Source organism: Sulfitobacter rhodophyticola, from assembly GCF_041281685.2.
Classification (GTDB): Bacteria; Pseudomonadota; Alphaproteobacteria; order Rhodobacterales; family Rhodobacteraceae; genus Sulfitobacter.
Genome location: NZ_CP166251.2, coordinates 1941986 through 1968117 on the forward strand (window position 1 = coordinate 1941986; position 26132 = coordinate 1968117).

Annotated in this window: 24 protein-coding genes; 10 read left to right on the top strand and 14 right to left on the bottom strand. The window is 60.1% G+C overall.

Annotated features, from left to right (window positions below; translation table 11 throughout):
* Positions 1 to 48: 48 nt before the first annotated feature.
* Entirely contained in the window at positions 49 to 930 is an 882-nt protein-coding gene (locus AB4X18_RS10615) for an AEC family transporter (protein WP_370400053.1), read from the bottom strand.
* Positions 931 to 1017: 87 nt separating this feature from the next.
* On the opposite strand from AB4X18_RS10615, the gene hspQ reads away from it, so the two are divergent.
* Positions 1018 to 1344: a heat shock protein HspQ gene (hspQ, locus tag AB4X18_RS10620; protein ID WP_299880609.1), complete on the top strand. Its 327-nt coding sequence runs from the start codon at positions 1018 to 1020 to the stop codon at positions 1342 to 1344.
* A gap of 128 nt (positions 1345 to 1472) precedes the next feature.
* Here hspQ and AB4X18_RS10625 read toward each other — a convergent pair whose 3' ends face one another.
* From AB4X18_RS10625 to AB4X18_RS10635, 3 genes are all read right to left on the bottom strand, one after another.
* The gene (locus AB4X18_RS10625) at positions 1473 to 3050 is read right to left on the bottom strand and encodes a gamma-glutamyltransferase family protein (protein WP_370400054.1); all 1578 of its coding nucleotides are present in this window, start codon (positions 3048 to 3050) and stop codon (positions 1473 to 1475) included.
* Positions 3051 to 3293: 243 nt separating this feature from the next.
* A complete protein-coding gene (locus AB4X18_RS10630; protein ID WP_432817385.1) occupies positions 3294 to 3809 on the bottom strand; it encodes an ATP-binding protein in 516 nt (171 codons plus the stop codon).
* Positions 3781 to 4119: an STAS domain-containing protein gene (locus AB4X18_RS10635; protein ID WP_370400056.1), complete on the bottom strand. Its 339-nt coding sequence runs from the start codon at positions 4117 to 4119 to the stop codon at positions 3781 to 3783. The genes AB4X18_RS10630 and AB4X18_RS10635 overlap by 29 nt, the downstream gene beginning before the upstream one ends.
* A gap of 87 nt (positions 4120 to 4206) precedes the next feature.
* Between AB4X18_RS10635 and AB4X18_RS10640 the strand changes: the two genes are divergently transcribed.
* From AB4X18_RS10640 to AB4X18_RS10675, 8 genes are all read left to right on the top strand, one after another.
* Positions 4207 to 5379, top strand: coding sequence for a thiolase family protein (locus tag AB4X18_RS10640; protein ID WP_370400057.1), 1173 nt, complete (start codon positions 4207 to 4209; stop codon positions 5377 to 5379).
* Between the two features lie 107 nt (positions 5380 to 5486).
* Entirely contained in the window at positions 5487 to 5942 is a 456-nt protein-coding gene (locus AB4X18_RS10645) for a GAF domain-containing protein (RefSeq protein ID WP_370400058.1), read from the top strand.
* A 91-nt stretch (positions 5943 to 6033) separates the two neighbouring features.
* On the top strand, positions 6034 to 6606 hold the full coding sequence (locus AB4X18_RS10650) for a helix-turn-helix domain-containing protein (RefSeq protein WP_370400059.1): 573 nt from the start codon (positions 6034 to 6036) through the stop codon (positions 6604 to 6606).
* Positions 6607 to 6618: 12 nt separating this feature from the next.
* A complete protein-coding gene (locus AB4X18_RS10655) occupies positions 6619 to 7239 on the top strand; it encodes a LysE family translocator (RefSeq protein WP_432817386.1) in 621 nt (206 codons plus the stop codon).
* A 2-nt stretch (positions 7240 to 7241) separates the two neighbouring features.
* The gene (locus tag AB4X18_RS10660) at positions 7242 to 7625 is read left to right on the top strand and encodes a GFA family protein (RefSeq protein WP_370400061.1); all 384 of its coding nucleotides are present in this window, start codon (positions 7242 to 7244) and stop codon (positions 7623 to 7625) included.
* A gap of 10 nt (positions 7626 to 7635) precedes the next feature.
* A complete protein-coding gene (locus AB4X18_RS10665; RefSeq protein WP_432817387.1) occupies positions 7636 to 10086 on the top strand; it encodes a GcvT family protein in 2451 nt (816 codons plus the stop codon).
* Positions 10083 to 10976, top strand: coding sequence for a homocysteine S-methyltransferase family protein (locus AB4X18_RS10670; RefSeq protein WP_370400063.1), 894 nt, complete (start codon positions 10083 to 10085; stop codon positions 10974 to 10976). Before AB4X18_RS10665 ends, AB4X18_RS10670 begins: the two co-directional genes overlap by 4 nt.
* 12 nt (positions 10977 to 10988) lie before the next feature.
* A complete protein-coding gene (locus AB4X18_RS10675) occupies positions 10989 to 13436 on the top strand; it encodes a GcvT family protein (RefSeq protein WP_370400064.1) in 2448 nt (815 codons plus the stop codon).
* 224 nt (positions 13437 to 13660) lie between these two features.
* On the opposite strand, the gene AB4X18_RS10680 is transcribed toward AB4X18_RS10675, so the two are convergent.
* Positions 13661 to 14266 carry a TetR/AcrR family transcriptional regulator gene (locus AB4X18_RS10680; protein WP_370400065.1) on the bottom strand — a complete coding sequence of 202 codons (606 nt, stop codon included), beginning with the start codon at positions 14264 to 14266 and terminating at the stop codon, positions 13661 to 13663.
* 92 nt (positions 14267 to 14358) lie between these two features.
* Here AB4X18_RS10680 and AB4X18_RS10685 point away from each other — a divergent pair, with 92 nt between their 5' ends.
* A complete protein-coding gene (locus tag AB4X18_RS10685; protein ID WP_370400066.1) occupies positions 14359 to 15381 on the top strand; it encodes an alpha/beta hydrolase in 1023 nt (340 codons plus the stop codon).
* A gap of 715 nt (positions 15382 to 16096) precedes the next feature.
* Here the strand turns inward: AB4X18_RS10685 and AB4X18_RS10690 are convergent.
* The 9 genes from AB4X18_RS10690 to AB4X18_RS10730 all read right to left on the bottom strand — a co-directional run bounded on the left by AB4X18_RS10690 (position 16097) and on the right by AB4X18_RS10730 (position 26026).
* Positions 16097 to 17599 (bottom strand): mannitol dehydrogenase family protein, encoded by a 1503-nt coding sequence (locus AB4X18_RS10690; RefSeq protein WP_432817388.1) that lies wholly within the window; start codon positions 17597 to 17599, stop codon positions 16097 to 16099.
* The gene (locus tag AB4X18_RS10695) at positions 17587 to 18366 is read right to left on the bottom strand and encodes an L-iditol 2-dehydrogenase (protein ID WP_370402611.1); all 780 of its coding nucleotides are present in this window, start codon (positions 18364 to 18366) and stop codon (positions 17587 to 17589) included. The genes AB4X18_RS10690 and AB4X18_RS10695 overlap by 13 nt, the downstream gene beginning before the upstream one ends.
* Positions 18363 to 19379 carry an ABC transporter ATP-binding protein gene (locus AB4X18_RS10700; protein WP_370400067.1) on the bottom strand — a complete coding sequence of 339 codons (1017 nt, stop codon included), beginning with the start codon at positions 19377 to 19379 and terminating at the stop codon, positions 18363 to 18365. The genes AB4X18_RS10695 and AB4X18_RS10700 overlap by 4 nt, the downstream gene beginning before the upstream one ends.
* 12 nt (positions 19380 to 19391) lie before the next feature.
* A complete protein-coding gene (locus AB4X18_RS10705; RefSeq protein WP_370400068.1) occupies positions 19392 to 20222 on the bottom strand; it encodes a carbohydrate ABC transporter permease in 831 nt (276 codons plus the stop codon).
* Between the two features lie 10 nt (positions 20223 to 20232).
* The gene (locus AB4X18_RS10710; RefSeq protein WP_370400069.1) at positions 20233 to 21099 is read right to left on the bottom strand and encodes a carbohydrate ABC transporter permease; all 867 of its coding nucleotides are present in this window, start codon (positions 21097 to 21099) and stop codon (positions 20233 to 20235) included.
* Between the two features lie 114 nt (positions 21100 to 21213).
* On the bottom strand, positions 21214 to 22518 hold the full coding sequence (locus AB4X18_RS10715) for an ABC transporter substrate-binding protein (protein WP_432817389.1): 1305 nt from the start codon (positions 22516 to 22518) through the stop codon (positions 21214 to 21216).
* Between the two features lie 115 nt (positions 22519 to 22633).
* On the bottom strand, positions 22634 to 23665 hold the full coding sequence (locus AB4X18_RS10720; RefSeq protein WP_370400071.1) for a LacI family DNA-binding transcriptional regulator: 1032 nt from the start codon (positions 23663 to 23665) through the stop codon (positions 22634 to 22636).
* Positions 23666 to 23873: 208 nt separating this feature from the next.
* Entirely contained in the window at positions 23874 to 24800 is a 927-nt protein-coding gene (locus AB4X18_RS10725) for a carbohydrate kinase family protein (protein WP_432817390.1), read from the bottom strand.
* Entirely contained in the window at positions 24797 to 26026 is a 1230-nt protein-coding gene (locus tag AB4X18_RS10730; RefSeq protein ID WP_432817391.1) for an ROK family transcriptional regulator, read from the bottom strand. The genes AB4X18_RS10725 and AB4X18_RS10730 overlap by 4 nt, the downstream gene beginning before the upstream one ends.
* Positions 26027 to 26132: the final 106 nt, after the last annotated feature.

The window sequence follows — 26132 nt, forward strand, 5'->3', positions numbered from 1 at the left end:
TATTTTGCGGCAGATTAACCTATCCGGGCGCGTATTTCCAACCAAATTTCAAAGCAATACCGCCAGCAGCAGCGGCAGGGCGCCGATTGCCATCAGCGTGGAAACCACGACCAGCCCCGCAACGGATTGTGCATCCGCCCCGTATTTCTCCGCCAGCATGTAGGAGGTGACCGCCACCGGCGTCGCCACCTGCAGAACCAGCACGCCAAAGGCTGTTGGGTCCAGATCAAACCACAGACCCACGCCCCAGGCGATGCCGACGCAAACCGCCAGCTTCACTGCCGACAGGGCAATCGCGCGGCCCACGCCGCCGGGCGTCAGCCGGGCCACCGCAACCCCCAGCGTGATCAGCATCAAGGGGATCGCCATCTGCCCCACCAGTTCCAGCGCGTTGGTGAGAAACGTCGGTGTCTGCCAGCCCTGCCACAGGAACAACGCCCCCAGCAATGTCGCGCCCACCAAGGGTTCGCGCAGCACCTTGCCCAGCGATCCGGCCCCGGCGACCAGCCAGATCCCGAAAGTAAACGACCAGATCGCCATGATGGCAAACACGACCACGGCATAATCCAGCCCCACGTCGCCGAAGGCAAAAAGCGCCAGCGGCAGGCCCAGGTTGCCGGTGTTGCCAAAAATCAACGGCGCGGCAAAGGTCTGACGGTTCAGCCGCAGCGCCCACACAAGCGCGATGATCACCACCGACAGCGCCCCATAGGCCGCCATGCTGGCCAGCGTCAGCGACGTCAGCGCCGCTGGTTCGATCTGCGTTCGCATCAAGGAAACAAAGATCAAACACGGCACCGCAAGGGTCATGGCCATCTGCGTGACAAAGTTGATCCGGTATTCAATGCCGACCTTCACCCAAGTGAATCCAATCGCGGCCAGAATGAACACCGGGGCCACGATTTCCAGTACGGTCAAAGCTAGGGTCAACAGACTGTTTCCTCTCGATTACATCGGGATTATTGGACAAAACCCGCTTGAAAAGCGTACAAGTGAAAGGTAGGGGCTTTTGTTGTAATGATACGTAGTTGTGCGAAATACCACCTTGGGCAGATTGTCCGTCACAAGAAGCATCCCTTTCGAGGGGTGATTTTTGACGTGGATCCGGAATTTGCCAACACCGAGGAATGGTACGAGGCGATCCCCGAAGAAAACCGCCCCATCAAGGATCAGCCGTTCTATCACCTGCTCGCTGAAAACGATCAAAGCTACTATGTGGCCTATGTGTCGGAACAAAACCTGATCGCGGATTATTCCGGTGAACCTGTGGATCATCCCGACATCCCCGACCTATTCGGCCCCTTCACAGATGGCTCATACCCCCTGCATTTTCAGCTGAACTGACCCGGTCCGCGCCCGCACACGACACCTGATCTCCCAAGCGCGCCGCCGCCCCCTCTTTTTGGCTCTATATACCGTAGTGCGACACACCCCACGCGCGCGTCGGCTGCGGCAAGGCACCGGACCGCCCGTCAATATCCCAGGGCGCACCCGTCCTTGCGCGGATCAGACGCTCCTTCCAGCACCCCATCCGGCCGCCGCCGGATCGCCTGCGCGCCGCCGATGGCGGTCTCGGGGATTTCTACGGTATGACCCATATCGCCCAAGGTCGCGCGCACGGCGTCGCTGTACCCCCGCTCGACCTTCAGCACGCCATTGTCGGAAAACGCCCGTGGCGCATCCAGTGCGGTCTGCAGGTCCATACCGAAGTCGGCCAGGTTCGACGCCAGCCTTGCATGCCCCGTCGGCTGGTACTGCCCGCCCATCACGCCAAAGGGCATCAACGCCCCATCCGCCTCGCGGATCATGCCGGGGATGATCGTGTGCAGCGGCCGCTTGCCGCCCTTCAACTCATTGGGATGACCTTCCTCCAGGGTGAATCCCGCGCCCCGGTTCTGCAGCAGGATGCCGAACTTGTCCGACGCAATCCCCGACCCGAAGCCGTGAAAGATCGAATAGATCAGCGACACCGCCATCCCGTCCTTGTCGACGACAGTGATGTAAATCGTATCCTTGTGCACCTGCTCGGACACTGCCGCAGGCGAAGCCATGGCGCGTTTGGGATCAATCAGCGCTGCCAGCCCAGCCGCCGTCTCGGGTGCCAGCATATGCTCCAGTCGGCTCATGTGATCGAGGTCCGACAGGAACCGGTTGCGCGCGTCATAGGCCAGCTTTGCGGCTTCGGCCTCGATATGCACGCGCTGCGCACCAAAGGCGTCCATGTCGGCCACATCGAAATGCGACAGGATGTTCAGCATCAGCAAGGCAGTCGCGCCATGGCCATTGGGCGGATGCTCCACCACCTCCAGATCCTTGTATGTCCCGTGGATCGGCGTACTCGGCGTCGCCGCGACAGATGCGAAATCCTCCGCCGTGTGCACCCCGCCAAGCCCGTTCAGGCAAGCCAGCATGTCCTCCACCACCTCGCCCTCGTAAAACGCCTTGCGCCCGTCCTTGGCCACGCGCCTCAGCACCTCCGCCTGACCCGGCGCGCGAAAAATCTTTCCGATCTCCGGCGCCCGGCCGCCCACCAGATAGGCATCCCGCGCCGCACCCTGCAGCTTCTCCGTCTCCCGCGCCCAGTCGAACGCGACGCGCGGTGCCACCGGCACGCCGGCTTCCGCATAATGGATCGTCGGTGCCAACAGCACATCCAGCCCCAGCTTACCCTCGGTCTCCGACAAATGACAAAACGCATCCATCGCGCCCGGCAGGGTCACCGCATGGGCCCCGTAGGGTGGTACAACATCCACACCATCGGCGCGCAACATCGCCGCATCCAGCCCTGCAGGCGCACGGCCCGACCCGTTCAGCGCGAAAATCTGATCATCACCGGGCCGGGTATAAAGCACGAAACAATCCCCCCCGATCCCGGTCATCTGCGGCTCGCAAATCCCCAGAAGCACAGCCCCCGCAATCGCGGCATCCATGGCATTCCCACCACGCGACAGAATATCAACCGCCGTCTGCGCAGCCAGCGGATGCGACGTCGCGCACATGCCTTGGGTGGCCAAAACGGGGGAACGTCCGGGAAGGTGAAAATCGCGCATTGGCCTCTCCTGATTGCTTCGCGGCATACCTAGAGCGGCGGCGCGGAAGAGCCAATCGGAAAAGGAAGTGCCTCGACGCTACGCACTGGGTGGGGGCTATAAAACGCAGCGCCGAGGGAAGCCATATGCAGCTACCGGTCCTGTATCGCCACGAAAGGCGGCGCAATTGTGATCAATTCGCGGCCCTTGTTGGATATTTGGCGGCGCAAATGCGGCAAAACCCTCGGCCATTCCACAAATAAGTTAATGATTCCGGGGCAATGCAACCGCAAGGCGCAGATCAAGCTGGTTGCGCCCGGCCAGGCGCCTGTAGGCGACATCCTTGGCCAGATCGCGGATCAGGAACCAGCCAAATCCCCCCTCCGGCAAGCCCGCCACACCCACGCTGACATCCTGGGGCAGGCCCGGTGGCACCCTGCCACCCGGCATCGGCACCCCGTCGTCGATGATCCTGACATGCAAGCCACGGCAGCACAGGCGCAAAAGAACGCGGATCGTGCCAACAGGCCCCTCCGCCGGATAGGCGTGTTCGATGATGTTGTTCAACGCTTCTGCCAGCACCAGTTCCACCAGACCGCGTTCCTCGATCCCAAGGCCAAGCGGCCCAAGTGCTGCCAGCAACCGCGCCAGCGCATCGCGCACACCCTCTTCGGAATCGATCACGCGCAACTCGACCGGCTCCAGCATCGGCTGGGGGCAACACATGGGACAGGGCGTGCTGTCCTGGTGTTCAGGCACGGCATCTGCCCAGCGCGTCATCCACCGTCTCGAACAACGCCATGACACTGTCCATCCGCGTCAGTTCAAACACCCGCCGCACCGGCGGCGTCAGGCCTGCCAGCACCAGCGTGCGGTCTGGCGACAGGTACTTCAGCGTGGCGACAATCGCCCCCAATCCGCTGGAATCGATGAACATGACATCCCGCAGATCAAGGATGACAGTGGCCGTGGCATCCTGTGTGGCCTCCCTGACCCCTTCCTTGAACGCAAGCGCGGCGGATGCATCGATCCGCGCCTCCTCGACACGGACAATGCAGATGTCCCCTTCTGTTCTGGTCGAAATCTTCATACATATTCACCTGACTGATATGGTTTTGTCCGGCTTACCGCCAAAGGCTTACCATTCGATGATCAAGACACCACGAGGGAGACAGCCATGCGCAATGTCGTCATTTCAGGGGCTTCACGCACAGCGATGGGAGGGTTTCAGGGCGCGTTCTCCGACCTGAGCGCGGCGGAACTGGGCGGTCATGCCATGGCCGCCGCCATCGCCGACAGTGGCGCGCCGCAAGTGCAGGAAGTGCTGATGGGGTGCGTGCTGCCCGCCGGACAGGGACAGGCCCCCGCCCGTCAGGCAGGTTTCCACGCGGGTCTCGATGAAACGGTGCCCGCCACCACCCTGAACAAGATGTGCGGCTCCGGCATGAAGGCGGCAATGATCGCCTTTGATCAGATCGCGCTGGGCCAGACGGACGTGATGATCGCGGGCGGCATGGAAAGCATGACCAACGCGCCCTACGTCCTGCCCAAGATGCGCGGCGGTGCGCGTCTGGGCCATGCAACGGTCGTGGATCACATGTTCCTCGATGGGCTTGAAGACGCCTACGACAAGGGCCGCCTGATGGGCACTTTCGCTGAAGATTGCGCCGAAACCTTCCAGTTCACCCGCGAACGGCAGGACGACTATGCCCTCGCCTCGCTGTCCCGCGCGCTGCAAGCGCAGGAAAACGGCAGCTTCGAGGGGGAGATCACACCGGTCAAGATGACGACCCGCAAAGGCACCACCACGATCAGCGCTGACGAACAACCCGCCAGCGCGCGGCCCGACAAGATCCCCCAACTCAAACCCGCCTTCCGCGACGGCGGCACCGTGACGGCGGCCAACAGTTCTTCAATCTCCGACGGCGCTGCGGCCCTCGTGCTGGGCAGCGAAGACCACGCCAAGGCCAGTGGCCTCAACATCCGCGCCCGCATCATGGGCCATGCCAGCCATGCGCAGGCGCCGGGGCTTTTCACCACCGCCCCCGTTCCGGCGGCGCAAAAGCTGCTGGCGCACCTCGGTTGGGACAAGGCCGATGTCGATCTGTGGGAAGTGAACGAAGCCTTCGCGGTTGTCCCGCTCGCCTTCATGCACGAAATGGGCCTGTCCCACGATCAGGTGAACGTGAACGGCGGGGCCTGCGCACTGGGCCATCCCATCGGCGCGTCCGGGGCCCGCATCATGGTCACACTGCTGAACGCGCTGGAACGCCACAACCTCAAACGCGGCATCGCGGCGATCTGCATCGGCGGCGGTGAAGGCACGGCCATCGCCATCGAACGGCCCTGATGCGGACGCCCACCTGACCCCTGCGCGCCACGCCCCCGCTCTTTTTGGCCAAAAATACCGACAAGGGGCCTTGGCCCCTTCTCCGCAATCTCCCACAGGTGCCGTCCATGCAGGTTTCATACCCCACCCTCGCCAAGACCATCCGCTCCCTGACCGAGGGAGAGGATGACCCCATCGCGCTGATGGCCACGGTCGCTTGCGAAGTGCACCACGCCGACGCCCGGTTCGACTGGACCGGGTTCTACCGCGTGACCAGCCCTGAAATGCTCAAGATCGGCCCCTATCAGGGCGGCCACGGCTGCCTGACCATTCCATTCTCCCGCGGGGTCTGTGGTGCTGCGGCGCGGACGGAGGAAACGCAACTGGTCCCGGATGTTGACGCTTTCCCGGGCCACATCGCCTGCGCATCGTCCACCCGATCCGAACTGGTACTGCCCGTCTGGAACGGCGCGGGCGACCTGCTGGCCGTGTTCGACATCGACAGCGATCAACCCGACGCCTTCACCCGCAAGGATGCAGAGGCGCTTGCCGCGATCCTCAAGACGACCTTTTCCACCTGCTGACCTTCGCACCTGCAGCGTGAAATTTCTGTAGATTTTTTCATTCAGCTCTGCCAGACATGAAAAAGCAGCAGAAAATTTCACAGGGAATCGCATGCAGCACAGCCGCCCCGATACGCCACACAGCCTCGGTGCTGACCTGCGGGCGTTACGCAAGGGCAGGGGGCTGACGCTGGCGCAAATGGCCGATGCGCTGGACTGTTCCGTTGGTTGGCTCTCTCAGGTGGAACGCGACATTTCCGAACCGGGCATCACCGACCTGCGCGCCATCGCGGCCTGCCTCGATGTGTCGGTCTCCATGCTCTTCCGCCACGGCGCGGCCCCCGCGCACGAGGCCGGATATATCGTCCGCAAGGACGCCCGCCGCCCCATCGGCAGCAACATCAAAGGGCTGGTGGAGGAGTTGCTCTCCCCCGACCTCACCGACGACTTTGAGATGGTCCATTCCACCTTCCAACCCCACAGCCGCATCAAGGCCCCCGTCAGCCGCCCAACGCAGGAAGTCGGCTACATCCTCTCCGGCAAACTCGACATCGAAATCGCGGGCCACACGCACCACCTGAACCCCGGCGACAGCTTCCGCATCCGCGGCGAGGCGTTTCGCTGGTCCAACCCGCATCCCGATCCCGCCGTGGCGATCTGGGTCATCGCGCCGCCGGTGTATTAAGGGGGGGATGGCATGAGCTTCGAGGCATGGACCATATTCGCGCTGTTCTGGGTGGTCTTCGTCACCACACCCGGCCCAAACGCTGTCAATTGCATCACCAACGGCATGCACCTGCCGTTCGGACGCGCGATGATCGGCGTCGGGGCAATCCTGACGCAGGCCACACTCTTCCTCATCCTCTCCGCGCTGGGCATCACCGCGCTTATCGCAGCCTCCCCCGCCGCCTTCACGGTGGCGAAATACGTCGGCGCAGCGGTCCTGATCTACCTCGGCATCCGCACCATCCTGCGGGCAAAGACACCCCCCGCGGTGGAGGAACGACCCGCGCGCTCCATCTACCTCCACGCGCTTGCCATCGCCGTGATCAACCCCAAATCCATTGCAGGCTACCTCGCCGCCTTTTCGCAATTCGTCCAGCCTGACGTGCCAATCTGGGACCAGATGGCAATCATCATCCCCACCGCCCTCACGCTCACCTTCCTCAGCTACACAGGCTTCACCGCCCTGGGTGCCGGCATCGGCCGCGCAGCACTTGGCGCGGTCTTCAACGCCTGGTTCCGCCGCCTGATGGGCGCATGCTTCGTCATCTACGGCGTCCTTCTGGGCGTCACGACCACACCGGGAAGGGTTTGACCATGCACACCGGAAGCTGCCTCTGCGGGGGCGTCACCTACACCCTCACCGGCCCCTTGCGCGACTCCGTCGCCTGCCACTGCCTGCAATGCCGCAAGACCAGCGGCCACCACGTCTCCGCCACCCAAGTCGGCCCGGACCAACTCACCCTCACCAAGGACGACACCCTGCGCTGGTATCAATCCTCCCCCCAGGCCCAGCGCGGCTTCTGCGCCACCTGCGGATCATCCCTCTTTTGGCGGCACGCGGACGACAACGGCGCCACCTCCATCATGTCCGGCACCCTTGACGGGGCCACCGGCATCACCACCGAAAAGCACATCTTCGTCGCCGACAAGGGCGACTACTACGAAATCGCGGACAACCTGCCGCAACACGACCAATAGGGAACACACCATGTCAGACTTTCCAACAACGGCCCGTGTGGTCATCATCGGCGGCGGTGTCGTCGGCACCTCCACGCTCTACCACCTGGCCAAGGCCGGCTGGTCCGACTGCGTCCTGCTGGAGAAAAACGAACTGACCGCAGGCTCGACCTGGCACGCGGCGGGCAACTGCCCCAACTTCGCCCCCAACTGGGCGGTAATGAACATGCAGCGCTTCGGGCTGGAAATGTACCGCACGCTGGCCGACGACGTCGATTACCCGATGAACTACCACGTCACCGGATCCCTGCGGCTGGCCCATACAAAGGAACGCATGCAGGAGTTTGAAAAGGTCGCCGGTCAAGCCCGCTATCAGGGTCTGCAAATGGACATCCTGACCAACGCCGAACTCAAGCAACACCACCCCTTCCTTGAAACCCATGATCTGATGGGCGGCATGTGGGACCCGCTGGATGGCGACATCGACCCGGCCCAACTGACCCAGGCGCTGGCCAAGGGCGCGCGCGACGCAGGTGGGCGGATCGAACGCTTCTGCCCCATGACGGGCCTTGACCGGGACGGCGACGACTGGATCGTCAAAACCGACAAGGGCGACATCCGCGCCGAAATCGTCGTCAACTGCGCCGGCTACTACGCCCAGCGTGTGGGCGAGATGTTCAAACCCTTCGGCGGCCGCACCGTGCCCATGGTCGTCATGTCCCACCAGTACTTCCTGACCGAACCAATCCCCGAGCTTGAAGCATGGACGAAAGAGCAGGGACACAAGGTCCCGCTCGTCCGTGACGTCGACATCTCCTACTACCTCCGGCAGGACAAACACGGCCTCAACCTCGGCCCCTATGAACGCAACTGCAAGGCACATTGGGTCACCCCAGATGACCCCATGCCCGATGATTTCTCGTTCCAGCTTTACCCAGATGATCTGGAGCGGCTGGAATTCTACATCGAAGACGCCATGGCGCGCGTGCCGATCCTCGGCACCGCCGGCGTGGGCCGCAACATCAACGGCCCGATCCCCTATGCCCCAGATGGCCTGCCCATGGTCGGCCCGATGCCCGGCGTCAAGAACGCCTTTGAGGGCCATTCCTTCACCTTCGGCATCGCGCAAGGCGGCGGTGCGGGCAAGGTGCTGTCGGAATGGATCATGCACGGCGAGACGGAGATGGACATGTGGTCCGTCGATCCGCGCCGCTACACCGATTATACCGATCACGACTATTGCCACGCCAAGGCGCTGGAAACCTACGGCCACGAATACGGGATGCACTTCCCGCACCACGCATGGCCCGCCGGACGCAACAAGAAACTGTCGCCGATCCACGACAAGCTGGCCGCACAGGGCGCGCAATTCGGGGCCTATAACGGCTGGGAACGGGCCAACTGGTTCGCCAAACCCGGCGACGACACGTCTGAGGAAGCAACCCAGACATGGGACCGGAGCGGCCCGTGGACCCGCCGCGTGAAAGAAGAATGCGAAGCCGTCCGCGATCACGCAGGCGTGCTGGAACTGTGCGGCTTTTCCCGCTTCAAGATCAAGGGACCGGGTGCGGATGAATGGCTGCGCGGGCAGGTGACAGGCGCGCTGCCCAAGGTGGGCCGCGCCGGACTGATCTATTTCGCCGATGATCGCGGGCGCATCGTGACCGAAATGTCCATCGCCCGCGAAGCGGAGGATAACTTCATCCTCATCACCGCCGCTGCCGCGCAATGGCATGACAGTGAGCTTTTGAAAAACCGTCTGCCCGCAGATGGCAGCCTGACGTTCGAGGATTGGACCACCCGCATGTCCACCCTGATCGTCACCGGGCCGAAATCGCGCGACGTGCTGGCCGATCTGACGCCGGGCGACCTGTCACTCCCATGGCTCAGCATGCAGGAGACGGAAGTCGCCGGACGCTGGGCGGCGTTGGTGCGCCTGTCCTTCGCGGGCGAACTGGGCTGGGAAATCCACGCGGAAAACGCCGACATTCCTGCGATCTACGATGCGGTCATTGCTGCCGGGGCCACGCCCTTCGGGATGTTCGCGCTCAACTCCCTGCGCATCGAAAAAGGCTACCGCGCGTGGAAGGGCGATCTGTCTACCGATTATTCGATGTTCGAAGGGGGGCTGGACCGCTTCGTCAAGCTCGACAAGCCACAGGATTTCCCCGGCAAGGCGGCGCTGCAGAATGAAAAGCAGCAAGGCGTGAAAAAGCGCTTCGTCACGCTGGTGGTGGATGCGGGCGATCAGGACGCACCCTATATGTCGCCCGTCTCTCACAACGGCGATATCGTGGGCGAAACCACCTCCGGCGACTGGGGCTACCGGGTGGACAGGTCCATCGCACTGGGCATCATCCGCGCGGATCTGGCCCATCCCGGCACCGAAGTGGAGGTGAATATCTACGGCACCCTCTGCAAGGCTGTCGTGCAACCTGATCAGCCCCTGTGGGACCCCGAAAACGCGCGGCTGCGCGCATGACCGCGATCACCCTTCTGGACGGCGGCATGGGGCAGGAGTTGGTCCATCGCAGCACCGCGGCTCCCACGGCACTGTGGTCCACGCAGATCATGATGGACGATCCCGCGCTGGTGCAGGCCGTGCACGCCGATTTCTTCGACGCGGGCGCGACGGTGGGCACGTCCAACACCTATGCCATCCACCACGACCGTCTCGGCAGGGCAGAAAAAACCGACAGCTTTGCCGATCTGCATGGGGCGGCACGCGATCTGCTGGTGGCCGCCGCTGACGGGCGCGCCGTGCGCCGCGCGCTGGCCATCGGTCCGCTGGGGGCCTCCTATCGGCCTGACCTGCTGCCGCCGCATGACAAGGCCGTCGCGCTGTTTTCGGAAGTCGCGCGCCTGCATGCTGATTGGTGTGATCTGGTGATCTGCGAAACCGTCGTTTCGCTGGATCACGCCCGTGCGGTGCGCGACGGGGCTGCCGTGGCGGGCAAACCTGTCTGGCTGGCGTTCTCGGTTAATGATCAGGACGGCACCCGCCTGCGCTCGGGCGAGGCATTGGCAGATATCCTGCCGCTGCTGGCCGAAGGCGGCGTCGATGCCGTCCTGCTCAATTGCTCCACCCCCGAAGCCATCGGCGCGGGTCTGCCCATGCTGGCGCAATCCGGCCTGCCGTTCGGGGCCTACGCCAACGGATTTACCGGGATCACCGATGGATTTCTTCAGGACGCCCCGACCGTGGATGCGCTCAGCGCCCGCCGCGATCTGACCCCGGACGCCTATGCCGATCACGTGATGGCATGGATCGATCAGGGGGCTACCATCGTCGGCGGCTGCTGCGAGGTCAGCCCCGCCCACATCGCCGAAATCGCCCGTCGCCTCCGCGCGGCGGGTCATACGCTCGTCTGAAGGTGTAGACCCATGTCCAACGTTCCCTCCCACGCCCGCGTCGTCATCATCGGCGGCGGCGTCATCGGCTGTTCCGTGGCCTATCACCTTGCCAAGCTGGGATGGCAGGACGTCGTGCTGCTGGAACGCAAGCAACTGACCTCCGGCACCACCTGGCACGCCGCAGGCCTGATTGCCCAACTGCGCGCCACCGCGAACATGACCAAGCTGGCGAAGTATTCACAGGAGCTTTACGGCGATCTTGAGGCCGAAACAGGCGTGGCCACCGGGTTCAAGCGTGTGGGCTCCATCACCGTCGCACTGACTGAAGAACGGCGCGAGGAAATCTATCGGCAGGCCGCCATGGCGCGTGCATTTGGCGTCGATGTGGAGGAGATCAGCCCTGCCGAAGTGCTCGCGAAATATGAACACCTCAACATCGATGGGGTCAAAGGCGCGGTCTACCTCGACAAGGACGGGCAGGGCGATCCGGCCAACATCGCACTGGCTTTGGCCAAGGGCGCACGGCAACGCGGCGCGAAGGTGATTGAGCGGGCAAAGGTTACTAAAGGGTTAATTTCAAACAGAAAGTTCACAGGTGTGAACTACGAACTCGCCGACGGCACCCAAGGCACCATCACCTGCGACCACGTGGTCAACTGCGCCGGAATGTGGGGTCATCAGGTCGGTCGGATGCTCGGCGTGAACGTCCCCCTGCAGGCCTGCGAACACTTCTACATCGTGACCGAAGCCATCGCCGGGCTGAAGCAACTCCCCGTCCTGCGGGTGCCGGATGAATGCGCGTATTACAAGGAAGACGCGGGCAAGATGCTACTGGGCGCATTCGAGCCCAACGCCAAACCCTGGGCGCTTGACGGCATCCCGGCGGATTTCGAATTCGACCAACTGCCCGAGGATTTCGACCACTTCGAACCCATCCTGGAAGCGGCGGTCGAACGCATGCCGATGCTGGCCGAGGCGGGCATTCACACCTTCTTCAACGGCCCCGAAAGCTTCACCCCCGACGACGCCTACCACCTCGGCCTCGCCCCCGAGATGGACAACGTCTGGGTCGCGGCAGGCTTCAACTCCATCGGGATCCAGTCGGCCGGCGGGGCCGGCATGGCGCTGGCGCAGTGGATGGATGCAGGCGAAAAGCCCTTCGATCTGGGCGATGTGGACATCTCCCGGATGCAGCCCTTTCAGGGCAACAAGACCTACCTCGCCGAACGCTCCAAGGAAACGCTGGGCCTGCTCTACGCCGATCATTTCCCCTACCGCCAGAAGGCCACCGCCCGCGGCATCCGCCGCACGCCGTTCCACGCCCACCTGCTGGACCGCGGCGCGGTGATGGGCGAACTGGCGGGTTGGGAACGTGCCAACTGGTTCGCGCGCGACGGCCAGACCCCGGCCTATGACTACAGCTGGAGCCGTCAGAACTTCTTTGACAACGTCCGCGACGAACACATGGCGGTGCGCGAAAACGTCGGCATGTACGACATGTCCTCCTTCGGCAAGATCCGCGTCGAAGGGCGCGACGCCACGGCCTTCCTGAACCACATCGGCGGCGGGCAATACGACGTCGCCCCGGGCAAGATCGTCTATACCCAATTCCTCAACCCCCGTGGCGGGATCGAGGCGGATGTGACCGTCACCCGCATGTCGGAAACCGCCTATCTGGTCGTCACCCCCGCCGCGACGCGCCTGGCGGATGAAACGTGGATGCGGCGGCACGTGGGTGACTTCAACGTGGTGATCACGGATGTGACAGCGGGCGAGGGCGTGCTGGCCGTCATGGGCCCCCGCGCGCGCGACCTGATGCAGAAAGTCTCTCCCGCGGATTTTTCCAATGAAAACAATCCATTCGGCACCGCGCAGGAGATCGAAATCGGCATGGGGCTGGCCCGGATACACCGCGTCACCTACGTGGGCGAACTGGGCTGGGAAATCTACGTGAGCGCCGACATGTGCGGCCATGTGTTCGAAACACTGGCCGAGGCCGGCGCGGAGATGGACGTGAAGCTGTGCGGCATGCACATGATGGACACCTGCCGCATCGAAAAGGGGTTCCGCCACTTCGGCCATGACATCACGCCCGAGGATCACGTTCTGGAAGCGGGGCTTGGTTTCGCGGTCAAGACCGACAAGCCCGACTTCATCGGCCGCGACGCGGTGCTGCGCAAGAAGGACGCAGGACTGGCGGCGCGGATGGTGCAGTTCCGGCTGAGCGACCCGGAGCCGCTGCTATACCACAACGAACCCATCGTGCGGGACGGGCAGATCGTCGGATACCTCAGTTCGGGGGCGTATGGTCACGCGCTGGGCGGGGCGATGGGGCTGGGATATGTGCCCTGCAAGGGCGAGGCGGCGGCGGACGTGCTGGCCTCGACCTACGAGATCGACGTGGCGGGCACACGGGTGCGGGCGGAAGCTTCGTTGAAGCCGATGTACGATCCAACGTCGGAGCGGGTGAAGGTTTAGGGGATGACGGGGGCGTGTTGGTCCTTCAAGGCGGCTTGGGTCTTGGGGTGGATGCGGTGAAGGGTGGGTTTGCACGGGAAGTGACCTGGGCTGCACCCCGGGTCACTGGCTGCGAACTGCCCAAAGCTGACTTCGGTTATTTGAAGGACGGGCGTGAGGGAACTGGGCTCAATCGGTACCCAAGGTCGGCCTAGAGCCCATATTACCGAAATTCTGTATTGCGGCTAATGTCCACTATCGGTCCTCAATTCGGGAATAATATCCAAAATGCTCGCTTCAAGCATATCATCTTTTTTGAAGCGGTTCGCAGTCAGGAGTTGCGCGTAGCCGTGAACCAGACTCCACAGAAACATCTGCTGTTTCGCGTCAACTTTAGCGGGGCCACCGGCAAAGTGTCCGAAGTCCTTTGCGATGTCTGCGAGGATCACGAAGCACTTTCCGACAGATCGCAAGAGATCCGGATCAATTGAGGACACACGTTCGCGCGCAAACATCAACTCGTAAAGTGCCGGATGATCCTGCGCGAATGCAACGTAGCCGAGAAGTGCAGCCTCCCGACGGGTCTTCCGGTTCGCCGCATCGCTTAAGTTGCGACGCATGTAGGCTTCCATTTCGGCGTAGCCCTGTGCCGCAAGCGCAGTCAGCAGAGCTGTCTTGTTCGCAAAGTGATTTTGGGGCGCAGTGGCGCTCACACCGACTGCCGCAGCACACTTCCGCAACGACAGTGCGCTATGGCCTTCGGTTTCAAGTAAACGCCGTGCTGCGGCCAGCAGGGCGTCCCTGAGATTCCCGTGATGATAGGGCTTTGCGTCTTGGGTCTTTGTCTTCATGTGTGCAGTGTAAACTTTTTCTTGACAGCCACGCAAGGGCAAGGGTACGGATATGTTCAATGTAAATATGCAGTGCACATATAGGAGCTGTGATGAAAAAGATGTTGGTATACGCGCTTGGGGCAGTTGTTGGACTGGTGGTTCTGGCAGCAGCCTTCTGGTTCACGAACCCGATGGGATTGCGCGACACAGTTCTCGCGAACCAAATCGTCAAGATGCGGGTTGCGCCAGCCCGGCTGAGCAATCCCAAGACTCCCGGTGATTATGGGATGGCCTATAGTGACGTCGATATCATGACGGACGACAATGTGCGGCTGAGTGCCTGGGAAATCCCAGCGGCGGCCCCATCGGATCGGACCGTGATCGTGAACCATCCGCTGACCACAACCCGCTACGGATCAGAGGCAGGGCTTGATGGCGTCTCAGCCGAATTTCTTCCGATGGTCAAACATTTGCATGATGCGGGCTACAACGTCGTGATGTATGACCACCGCGGCCAGGGCGACAGCGACGGGGGCCTCGGGCGTAACGCCAAGGGCACCGAGGTGCCGGTAGGTGCAGGCGTCACGGAGTGGCAGGACGTTGTGGCGTCGCTCAAATATGTCCTCGGTCATACTGATTTCGGTGATGATGAAATCATCTTCATGTCCCAATGCATGGGAGCCAACGCAACCTTCCTGGCATGGCAAAACGCGCCGGAACTCTTTGCTAACCCGCAAATCAAAGCGCTCGTGGCGAACCAGCCGACCTTATCCTACAACATGACGGATCGTTTCATTCGGGCAAAGACTGGCCTCGATATCGTGGATCGCGTTCTTGAAACCCAGCTCGAGAAATACGGGTTTGGCTTTGCGAACGCCTTGGAAACGGTTCCGAGTGTCACGGTGCCGATCCTGTTCGCGCAAGTTGAGAAAGACGAATATACCTTTAACACGGAAACGGGGCAGAACGATATTCAAGAGATTATCGACGCCTCTACGACCGAAAACGAGGTTATCTGGATCGGCCCTCAGCATCCGAATTCATTCGGAACCGGCATGCGGTTTGACGGGTATCAGTACTTCAATCAGCATCCAGAACAACTTCTGAGTTTCATGTCGAGAACGTTTAGCTAGAAGAAACGACAAACACTCGGCTGAATGCTAGAAATGCAAACAGCGGACCTTCCGGCGGAAATCCAGAAGGTCCGCAAAGTCCGCAAAGCTGACTTTGATGGAAGCATACCGACGCTTTGGCCTGACAGAAATGGTCGGGTGACAGCTTGGGGCCTAAAGTGCACGATGCTGCAGATTGCACCAAGGTCTGAAAACCTCTCAGAAGTGGCCATTTGCAGATGCGCTTTACGTCCGTTCAGTGATAGATTGAACGGTTTCATATTAAAATTCAATCACTTAATTGGTGTTCTGTGCATTATGTGTGCACCTTGAAATTGCCTTTTGGCGCGGTCTGTCGGGTGTTTTGCGGTTGAACCGATTTGATCCAGTTGCGGCTCGTTTGAGCGAGCAAGTCTCACAATTTCCCTTTAGAAACCCAAAAATGAGGTGGGCTCCGTTTTTTGGAGATTTGGTGAGCAGGTTTCACGCCGGATCAGGGTCGGCTTGAGGTAATGGAGGTGGGAAAACCGGCATTCGAATTCGCGTAAATGCGCTTATGATGGCTCTCTATATCTAAAAAGTATCCCGATCCTTTCGTTATAAGAAAAGGTAGGAATTTCGCCTGATCACTTACGTCCTGATCAGCTCCAGAATCCTGACTGGCAAGGCCGGGAAATCCTATAGCCGCCGTCCGGGCGGTGCGGCCGTTCATTTGCGCGCCTTAACGGCTGGCACCTTACCCGATATTGGCGGATGCTGCCTTGCGGTCGGTCTGAGCATATTCGGTCAAGGCAGCTTCGCAACCATGGGCCCAGATCAGCGAAAGCCATTCGCAAAACGCCTTTGAGAATGGGTCGGCTTTGGACAAATCGCCGTAGATTCTGCTTTGGTCCAGCCACGTCGCCGGATGTGTCCTGGCTTTCAGAGCGGTCGCTTTTAGCTCATCCCAGATCGGATCATTGGCTTGAATGTTGGATCCGTCTTCTCGCACGCCCGCACACATGCGTGCCCAAAAAGCTTCAACCAAGGCAAGGCCTTCGACAGAGCGTCCGGCTGCGAGCTGATCGCGCAGGATCGGCAGAACAAAGCCGGGATGGCGGGCGGAGCCGTCGAAGGCCACGCGGCGCGTCGTGTCGACAATGCGCGGATTTGAAAACCGCGCTTCGATGAGGTCGACATATTCTTCCGAAGTCTTACCGGGGACGGCAGGGACTGTTGGCGCGATTTCATTGCGCTGGACCTTGCCGAAAAAAGCCGAAATTGCAGGCTGTGCCATGCAGTCGGCGATGGTTTCGATACCAAGGGTTTCACCCACATTTGCAATCACCTGATGACCCGCGTTCAGGATGCGGATCTTCATTGTCTCAAAGGCGTGCACGTCATCCGAAAAGGTTGCGCCTACCTTGTCCCAATCGGGTCGACCGACGCAGAATTTGTCCTCAATTACCCACTGGCGAAACGCCTCGTGGGTGACCACGGCGGTATCCTTGATGCCAAAGTCTGCAGCAAGGGCGAGTTCATTCGGTCCGGTGGCCGGTGCGATGCAATCAACCATGGAGTTGGGGAAGGTGGCGTTGCTATCGATCCAGTCGGCAAGGGCGGGATCAGACATGCGCGCAAGCGACACGACCGTCTGGCGGAGAATGTCGCCATTGCCTTGCAGGTTGTCACAACTGAGACCTGTGAAAGGTGCGTGACCCGCGTCACGGCGCAGGCGAAGTGCTGCCACGATCGCACCAAAGGCGGTGCGGGGGGCGTCAGGGTGCGCGGCGTCAAAGACCAGATCCGCATGGCCCGTATCAAACCCTTTGGTCACGGGGTCAACGTAGTAGCCGCTTTCGGTGACTGTCATCGCGACGATGCGGATGGCAGGATCAGCCATCTGTCGGATGAGCGGCGCATTGCCTTCCTCGATGGGCAGATAGTCGATCATGGAGCCGACAACCTCGGCTGAGACTTCTTTCGGATCGAGCTGGATCAAGGTGGTCAGGCAATCCTGTGCCAGCAGTTTTTCCCGCATTGCCGCATCGTAGGGCCGGACGCCGGCACCGATGATTGCCCAATCGTGGGCCAGACCTTCTTGCATCAGGCGGTGCAGATACCATGCCTGATGGGCGCGGTGAAAATTTCCGACCCCGATGTGGACGATGCCCGGCTTCAATGCTGCCCGGTCGTAGCGGGGATGCTCGACAGCCAGTTGATCAAGTGTCGCATTCGAAAGGGAGATCAGCTCATCCATTGTCCACCATCCACGTTGTAGGTTTGCGCGACGATATAGTCCGCCGCATCGCTGGCCAGAAACACGGCCATGCCAGTCAGGTCTTCGGCTGTGCCCATGCGGCCGAAGGGGACGGCGGCACCGACTTCACGTTTTTTCTGTCCCGGTGCCTTGTTCTCGTATTTGGCAAAGAAGGCATCGACGCCGTCCCAGTGTTCACCGTCGACGACACCGGGGGAAATCGCGTTGACGTTGATGCCGTGTTTGATCAGGTCGAGCCCGGCAGATTGCGTGAGGCTGATCACGGCGGCCTTGCTGGCGCAGTAGACCGCGACGAGCGCTTCGCCGCGCCGTCCGGCCTGAGAGGCCATGTTGATGATCTTGCCGCCCTTGCCGCGCTTGATCATTTGTTCGGCCACCGCCTGCATCGTGAAAAGCGTGCCTTTGACGTTCACGTCAAAACAGCGCGCATAGTCTTCATCAGTGATGTCCACGATAGGAGCGGCGGTAAACAGAGCCGCGTTGTTGATCAGAATGTCGATATCCCCAAAATCGTAGCTCTCGGCGACATCTATGGCATCCCAGATACTGGCGCGATCTGTTACGTCGATATGCACTGACAGCGCATTTTCGGGGTCGAGTTCCATCGCCGTGTCCGAGGCGCGTGCCTCGTCGATATCGGCAATGATCACCCGTGCCCCTTCGCGCAGGTAGGCCTCGGCAAAGGCCCGCCCAATCCCTCGGGCGGCACCTGTAATCAAGGCTGTTTTGCCAGCCAATTGCATCAGTCGATCCTAAGACCCTGCGCGTCGAACTTGTGCAGTTTGTCGAGCTGTGGTGTCAGATAGATGTCGTCGCCGTGCTTTACCTCAATGTCGCCGGTGATCCGCACGGTGAACATATCGCCAGGACCGGTATCAAGGCCGGTGTTGTGCACGTGGATAAACGTGTCGGAGCCAAGGTGTTCAGCCACGCCCACGGTACCTTTCCACATACCTTCTGTCTTGCTGACGTCTGTATGCTCGGGGCGGATACCGACGGTGGCGCCACCGTGCTTTTGCGCTTCCGCACCCTTGATCAGGTTCATCTTGGGCGATCCGATGAAGCCCGCGACGAATTCGTTGCGCGGAGTGTGGTAAAGCTCCAACGGGGAGCCGACCTGCTCAATGAAACCTGCGCGCAACACGACGATCTTGTCGGCCATGGTCATGGCTTCGACCTGATCGTGGGTCACGTAGATCATCGTGGTCTCAAGACGCTTGTGCAGTTCGCTGATCTCAAGGCGCATGCCGACCCGCAGCGCGGCATCAAGGTTGGAGAGCGGCTCGTCGAACAGGAACGCCGATGGTTCGCGCACAATGGAGCGGCCGATGGCGACGCGCTGACGTTGACCACCAGAGAGTTGCCCCGGCTTGCGGTCGAGATAGTCAGTGAGGTTGAGCGCCTTGGCGGCTGCCTCGATCCGGCGGTTCTGCTCGTCCTCGGGCAGGCCCGCCATCTTCATCGGGAATGCAATGTTCTTGCGGACCGACATATGCGGGTAGAGCGCGTAGGACTGGAACACCATTGCCAGACCGCGCTTGGCGGGTGGCACGTTGGTGGCGTCCGAGCCGTCGATCTCGATATGGCCCGACGTGATGTCCTCAAGCCCGGCAATCAGCCGCAGAAGGGTGGATTTACCGCAGCCCGAAGGCCCGACAAAGACCGTGAACTCGCCATCTTCGATGGTCAGATCAAGCGGTGGAATGACCTGTACGTCACCGAAGCTTTTGGTCACTTGGTTGAGTTTGATTTGTCCCATTGGTCAGGTTCCTTATTTTACAGCGCCGAAGGTGAGGCCGCTGACGAGTTGTTTCTGGCTGAACCAGCCGAGAATGAGGATCGGCGCAATGGCCATGGTTGAGGCCGCACTGAGCTTGGCGAAGAACAATCCTTCTGGGCTTGAGTAGCTGGCAATGAAGGCCGTCAGCGGCGCTGCATTTGCCGCAGTCAGGTTCAGCGTCCAGAACGCTTCGTTCCAGGCGAGGATGAAGTTCAACAGCAAGGTCGAGGCAATTCCGGGGATCGCCATCGGCGTGAGCACATAAAGGATCTCTTCCTTGAGCGAGGCACCGTCCATCCGTGCCGCCTCAAGTATCTCACCGGGGATTTCCTTGAAGTACGTGTAAAGCATCCAAACGATGATCGGCAGGTTCATCAGCATGAGGATGATGACCAGTGCGATGCGGCTGTCCAAGATCCCCAACTTGATGCAGATCAGATAGATCGGATAGAGCACACCAACCGCCGGAAGCATCTTGGTCGACAGCATCCAAAGCAGGATGTCCTTGGTTCTGCGTGACGGAACGAAGGCCATCGACCATGCCGCCGGAACCGCGATGATGATGCCGAGGATGGTAGAGCCCCCCGCGATGATGATCGAATTCCACAGGAACTTGGCGTAATTCGACCGTTCCATAACCGCAGTGTAGTTTTCCAGTGTCCAGTCAAAGGCAAGGAAGACAGGTGGATCTGCAATCGCGGTCGCTTCGGTCTTGAAGCTGGTCAGGATTGTCCAGAGAATTGGGAAGAAGATCAGCAGTCCGATGCCCCAAGCGGCGGTCGTGTTGATGATCTTGCGATTCTGAGTTACTGCGCGGGCCATTATGTCCTCCTCACGCGTCGAGATTTTTGCCGACGATGCGCATCAGGAAGATGGCAACGATATTGGCGAGAATGATTGCGTAAACACCACCAGCAGAGCCCAAGCCAACATTCTGGCTTTCAAGCACGCGCTGGAAAATCAGGTAGGTGAGCGTCCGGGTACCGAAAGCACCGCCCGTTGTGACGAAGATTTCAGCAAAGATTGCCAGCAGAAAGATCGTCTGGATCAGCAGCACAATCGTGATGGCGCGGCTGAGGTGCGGCAGGGTGATGAAGGCGAAGCGTTTGAGCGGTGGTGCGCCGTCCATTTCGGCGGCTTCCAACTGTTCGCTATCCAGCGATTGGATCGCGGTCAGCAGGATGAGCGTTGCAAATGGCAACCACTGCCAGGAAACGATCATGACAATCGACGGCATGGAAGCTTCAGAGAGCCAAGAAACCGGCTCTGCGCCGAAAAACTTCCAAAGGTGCGCAAAAAGACCGTTTGTCGGATCCATGAACATGTTCTTCCAGACCAGCGCGGAAACGGTTGGCATCACAAAGAAAGGGGCGATCACAAGGATACGGACAACGCCCTGACCCCACATCGGCTGGTTGAGCAAGATGGCAAGTAGGACGCCAAAGACGATGGTAATTGCCAAAACACCGCCGACGATAATCAGCGTGGCCGAAACAGACGGCCAGAAGGCACTTGAACTCACAAAACGAACATAGTTTTCAAAACCGACCCATCCGAGGTCCCCGCCACGCATGGGCAGATATTTCTTGAATGAGAACAGCAGGGTCATGATCAGGGGGACGAGCATCCAACCCAGAAGCAAGATGACCGCAGGCGCCATCATGATGCGGGCCGCTGATCGGGAGTGTTGGGTTGCCATCGGGCATACCTCCTCTGTTGATCGCCACGGGGCAATCTGAAACGGAGTTGCGAATTAGGGAGTAATCAGGGTTTCCCGGGGGAGCGGTGTTGCCCCCCCCGAGAGAAGGATCGCTTAGCGGTAGCCGGCGGCTTCCATGGCGTCGTTTGTCAGAGCCTGGGCTTTCTCAAGCGCTTCGTCGATGGACTGCTGCCCAGCGTAGACAGCGGAGAATTCCTGGCTGACTTCTGTCGCGATGCCCGCAAACTCAGGGATCGCTGCGAACTGAACGCCGACGTAAGGCACAGGGTCGACAGTTGGTTCGTTCGGGTTCGCGGACAGGATGGATTCCAAAGTCATCGCGGCGAAAGGCACGTCCTGGTAGTTGGCGTTCTCATACAGAGATGTACGCGCACCGGGAGGGACGTTTGCCCAGCCTTCGTTCGCGGCAACCAGTTCGATATAGTCCTTGGATGTGGCCCACTCAATGAACTGCTTTGCGGCAGCTTCTTTCTGGGTGCCAGCAGGAACGGCCAGCGCCCATGCCCAGAGCCAGTTGGAGCGTTTACCCAGACCATTGTCGGGTGCCAGCGCGAAACCGACGCTGTCGGCGACTTCAGAGTCGTCGGGGTTGGTCACGAAGGATGCCGCAACAGTTGCATCGATCCACATGCCGCACTTGCCCTGCTGGAACAGGTTCAGGTTTTCGTTGAAACCGTTCGTCGCGTAGCCTGTTGGACCGCTTTCGTTCATCATGCCGACGTAGAATTCCAGCGTGTCTTTCCACGGTTGAGTGTCGAACTGCGCGTTCCAGTCTTCATCGAACCAGCGTGCGCCGAAGGAGTTGGACATGGCCGTGATGAATGCACCACCTTCGCCCCAACCGGCCTTGCCGCGCAGGCAGATGCCGTTGATCTCGTTCTCGCGGTCAGTCATGGCCGCAGCCGCTTCGCGGATGAATGTCCATGTTGGCGCTTCGGGCATTTCCATGCCGGCTTTTTCCATCAGGTCCGTGCGGTACATGATCATGGAGCTTTCGCCGTAGAAGGGTGCCGCGTACATTGTGCCTTCGTAGGACAGGCCGCCGCGCATTGCCGGCAGGATGTCGTCGATGTCGTATTCCGCGGACAGATCGTCCATTGGCACGAGCCAGTCGTTAGCGGCCCAGATCGGTGTTTCGTACATACCGATGGTCATGATGTCGAAAGATCCGCCTTTGGCAGCGATGTCTGTTGTGACGCGCTGGCGCAGAACGTTTTCTTCCAGAGTGACCCACTCAACTGTGTGACCGGTCTTGTCAGTGAAGTCCTGCGTCAGGCCCTGCATGCGGATCATGTCGCCGTTGTTGACGGTGGCGATCACAAGATTGTCGGCAAGTGCACCGCCTGCCGTCACAAGTGCCATGGCCGTCGCCGCATAGAGATTTTTAGTAAATGACATCCCAATTTTCCTCCTCGTTGGGTGATGGGAGTCAATCTACAAATAATGACGACGCGAAGTCAATTAAAATATATCGCGCGTAAAATTTGCTGGTAGCAGGCGGGAAATCAACGACTTATGCAGAGTCTCTCATGATCAAACGCCCCTCAAATGCGGTCTCAGTGCGATCTGACAGGCGCTCTTCGTGCTCCAGCATTCCGAAGAGTTCACTCACGGCACGATTCGCGATGGCCTCGTAATCCTGGGCGATGGTCGTGAGTGGAGGGCAGGTGAACTTGGAAAAGGGATGGTCATCGTGACCCGCAACGCGAAGGTCGCATCCCGCGCCATGCCCGACACGCAGCCCAAGACCGTAGGCTGCTGAAAGCATTCCGATTGCCAGCCGGTCATTGCTGCACAAGATCGTGTTGGTGCTGAAGGATTTGGAGGAGAGGAGCCGCCCACCTTCGGTGCAGCCGATCTCCTCGAAATTCCAGCCTTCGCCCTCGGCCTGAAATATCCGGGGCTCATGACCGTGCCGCTCCATGCTCTCAACATACGCCTGATGACGCTTGTTCGCGTTCGGATTGGACGGAGACTTCATTTCGAAGAAACAAGGCGGTTCGCCGCTGCGGCAAAGATATTCCACCATCAGATCGACGCTTTGAAAATTATTTGTTCCAACAAATGCTTGGCCGACATCACTCATGTTTGCGTCAAAGAGGACAAGCGGGAAATCCGCGTCGAAACTCTGAACGGCGGCTTCGTCAGACATGCGCCCAAAGGGCGCAAGCAGAACGCCCGCAGGTTTCAGTGACCGCAAGGAGTTCAAATTGTCCCGTTCCATATCCGGACTGCCGTGTGAACTGAGCAAGATGGGGCTGTATCCGGCATCTAAGCACGCCAGTTCGACCCGTCTGCCGATTTCCGAAAAGAAGGGGTCCGCAAGGTTCGGCACCACGACGCCGATGTTCTTTGTCGTGCGCCGATTCTGGTTCATGGCGAACACGTTTGGCTGGTAGTCGTGTTTTTTCAAAGAGGCTTCTATCTTGGCGCGGGTTGAGGCGCGCACACTGTCAGGGTCGTTAAAATACTTTGATACAGTTGGGCGTGAAATGCCGCTCAATGAAGCGAATTCTTCCATATTGCGAATTTTCGGTTGGGCCATTTTTGCACCTGATGCTTATGAAAGTGACGCGCGATAATTTCCTTAAATTACGAGCAGCAAAAGTCACACGTCAAGGAAATATGTCTCTTGAAGCGGCATGAGTGGTCAAGTTGCAGGAATCTGATGAGAGTTTGCGCATTCGGACAAAGCGCCAAACCTGACCGTTTTGAACGTGTGCAGTGCGTTGATCTGTTCGATTCTGGGGCGCTCAGATTTCCTCGGCCCAGGGGGGATTGGCCCCGGCGCGCGATACGGTGACGGCAGCCACCCGTGCACCGTGTTCGAGAGCCTGACGCAAAGCATCGGGTGGAAGGGATTTCAGCTTTGGCTTCTGAAGTGCCCCCAGTTCATATAGTTTCGCCAGCACACCAGCGTTAAATGTGTCCCCCGCCCCAACGGTATCGACAATCTCTACCCGTTGGGCAGGCACGTTGACTTCGGCGCCATCCGCCAAGAAGCCAGTTGCGCCTTCGCCGCCGCGTGTCAGAATGACGACGCTTGGTCCGCGGTCCAGCACAGCATTGACCTTTTCGGTCAAAGACAGGGGGCTGGGGACCATCCAGTTCAGGTCTTCGTCCGAGACTTTCACGATGTCAGCCAATGCCATCATGCCATCCAGCCGCGCGCGATACCTGTCGATGTCCTGAATGAACTGTGGGCGAATGTTGGGGTCCATCATCACGGCGCGCGCCTTTCCCTCGCGTTCCAGCAAAGCGGCATAGGTGCTGGCACCGGGCTCGCACGCGAGGCTGATCCCACCGAAATAAAGCGACGACACCTCGGTGGAGACCTCTGGCAGATCATCGGTGCTGAGCATCCGGCCAGCAGAGTTCTCATCGAAGAACGAATAGGTCGCGTGCCCATCCTGGAGACGCACAAACGCGAGCGTCGTCGGGCGGTTGGATGTGATGACGTGGGACGTGTCCACATGGCTTGCCTTCAGTGCATCGGCAAGTTGCTGTCCGAACATGTCCGTCGACAGACCCGTCAGCATGCCGGTCTGGACACCCAGACGCCCCAGCGCGATGGACGTGTTGAACACCGCACCTCCTGCATGGGGTACGTACCCATCCCGGCCGGTTGTCGTTGGCGTGGGGATCATGTCGATCAACGCTTCTCCGCAACACAGGATCATTTGACTGGGCCTTTCTGATAGGAACTGCTTTCAACAAGGAAGCGTTTGGACAACGGCAGGCTTGCCGCCCCAAGCGCGCGTGCGTCCGGTCCGATGGAACCTTCGACCACCTCAGGTTTTTCCACGCCTGCGACGGGTATGTCAGCAATGTGTATCTCGATGCGGCGCACCAATTCCGCACGCATGTCTTTGGGCATCCATCCGTCAATCAAGACGTGGTCCACATCAAAAAGACAGACCGAAGACAGGATGGCACGCGCGATGCCCTGTGCGGCATCTGTCAACCATGTATCAAGTGGTCCCTCGGGCACATTCCAGCTATCGGGGGTGTCCCAGATCATCGTGCTCTGGTCCCCGCTCCGCGCGAGCGCATTTTCCAATGCGGCCAAAGACGCGACATCGACCAATTGGCGCAGGGTGCCGTCCGCCGTTGGTACGATCATCGACCCCAAGGCGCCCGCATTGCCCGTGCGTCCGGTAAAAAGACTGTTGTCCAGCACCAAGCCGCCGCCAACAAAAAAACCGACAAAGAAGTAGAGAAAGTCGCGTGGTTTGCCCTGATCGCCGAACACCAGTTCCGCCCCACAGGCGGCGGACGCATCATTGCAAACGAATACGGGAAAATCCCAAGCTGTGCCAATCTCTGCAGCGATGTCGCGGTTTTTCCAGCCGCGCATTTCGGCCGCACCTGCACCCAGCGTTTCCGCCCAATCCCAAAGCTGAAAGGGCAGGGCGATGCCAAGCCCAGCGATGCGGGACCTGTGCGCCGGTGGCAGCATCGCAAGGATTTGACCAATTGCGTCGGCCGTAAACTGAACGGTGTTGTCTGGCGTGGGGTAGGGGTGGCTCATGCGCACGCGGTGCTGCACTGCTCCGAGGAAGTCAGTGAGGACAAGATCAATACTGCGCCGACCGACTTTCAGCCCGAAAAAGAATGCCCCGCCCCTGGCAAGGTTCATCGGAACGGAAGGCTGCCCGATCCTGCCGCGCACAGGCTCTCCGCGCTCAAGCAGCCCTTCGGCCTCCAGCGCGCGCATGATGACGGAAACAGTTTGCGCCGAAAGGCCGGTCCGGCGCGCAATCTCGGCCTTGGCCATGGCACCGGACTGCCGGATCAACGACAGGACAAGCCGTTCGTTGTAGGCGCGCATGCCGCTTTGGTTCGATCCGCGGCGCGACGTATCAAGGTCGGTGTTTTCGCTTGGGAGTGCTGTGCTTTGTCGCATGTAACCTCTACCGTCATCATCTGACTTTGGCGGAAATTGACCAAATTCCAGAGCCAAGTCAATAAATAAATAAGAATGATTTAATTATTGACCAACGAAGCCAAAG

Coding starts and splice junctions, on each gene's coding strand:
- AB4X18_RS10700 (WP_370400067.1), bottom strand. CDS start 19,379: ATGGGACAAATCAAACTCAACCAAGTGACCAAAAGCTTCGGTGACGTA.
- AB4X18_RS10680 (WP_370400065.1), bottom strand. CDS start 14,266: ATGAAGACAAAGACCCAAGACGCAAAGCCCTATCATCACGGGAATCTC.
- AB4X18_RS10635 (WP_370400056.1), bottom strand. CDS start 4,119: ATGAAGATTTCGACCAGAACAGAAGGGGACATCTGCATTGTCCGTGTC.
- AB4X18_RS10670 (WP_370400063.1), top strand. CDS start 10,083: ATGACCGCGATCACCCTTCTGGACGGCGGCATGGGGCAGGAGTTGGTC.
- AB4X18_RS10660 (WP_370400061.1), top strand. CDS start 7,242: ATGCACACCGGAAGCTGCCTCTGCGGGGGCGTCACCTACACCCTCACC.
- AB4X18_RS10690 (WP_432817388.1), bottom strand. CDS start 17,599: ATGGATGAGCTGATCTCCCTTTCGAATGCGACACTTGATCAACTGGCT.
- AB4X18_RS10650 (WP_370400059.1), top strand. CDS start 6,034: ATGCAGCACAGCCGCCCCGATACGCCACACAGCCTCGGTGCTGACCTG.
- AB4X18_RS10640 (WP_370400057.1), top strand. CDS start 4,207: ATGCGCAATGTCGTCATTTCAGGGGCTTCACGCACAGCGATGGGAGGG.
- AB4X18_RS10720 (WP_370400071.1), bottom strand. CDS start 23,665: ATGGCCCAACCGAAAATTCGCAATATGGAAGAATTCGCTTCATTGAGC.
- AB4X18_RS10665 (WP_432817387.1), top strand. CDS start 7,636: ATGTCAGACTTTCCAACAACGGCCCGTGTGGTCATCATCGGCGGCGGT.
- AB4X18_RS10655 (WP_432817386.1), top strand. CDS start 6,619: ATGAGCTTCGAGGCATGGACCATATTCGCGCTGTTCTGGGTGGTCTTC.
- AB4X18_RS10645 (WP_370400058.1), top strand. CDS start 5,487: ATGCAGGTTTCATACCCCACCCTCGCCAAGACCATCCGCTCCCTGACC.
- AB4X18_RS10705 (WP_370400068.1), bottom strand. CDS start 20,222: ATGGCCCGCGCAGTAACTCAGAATCGCAAGATCATCAACACGACCGCC.
- AB4X18_RS10625 (WP_370400054.1), bottom strand. CDS start 3,050: ATGCGCGATTTTCACCTTCCCGGACGTTCCCCCGTTTTGGCCACCCAA.
- AB4X18_RS10710 (WP_370400069.1), bottom strand. CDS start 21,099: ATGGCAACCCAACACTCCCGATCAGCGGCCCGCATCATGATGGCGCCT.
- AB4X18_RS10715 (WP_432817389.1), bottom strand. CDS start 22,518: ATGTCATTTACTAAAAATCTCTATGCGGCGACGGCCATGGCACTTGTG.
- AB4X18_RS10725 (WP_432817390.1), bottom strand. CDS start 24,800: ATGATCCTGTGTTGCGGAGAAGCGTTGATCGACATGATCCCCACGCCA.
- hspQ (WP_299880609.1), top strand. CDS start 1,018: ATGATACGTAGTTGTGCGAAATACCACCTTGGGCAGATTGTCCGTCAC.
- AB4X18_RS10630 (WP_432817385.1), bottom strand. CDS start 3,809: ATGACGCGCTGGGCAGATGCCGTGCCTGAACACCAGGACAGCACGCCC.
- AB4X18_RS10675 (WP_370400064.1), top strand. CDS start 10,989: ATGTCCAACGTTCCCTCCCACGCCCGCGTCGTCATCATCGGCGGCGGC.
- AB4X18_RS10685 (WP_370400066.1), top strand. CDS start 14,359: ATGAAAAAGATGTTGGTATACGCGCTTGGGGCAGTTGTTGGACTGGTG.
- AB4X18_RS10730 (WP_432817391.1), bottom strand. CDS start 26,026: ATGCGACAAAGCACAGCACTCCCAAGCGAAAACACCGACCTTGATACG.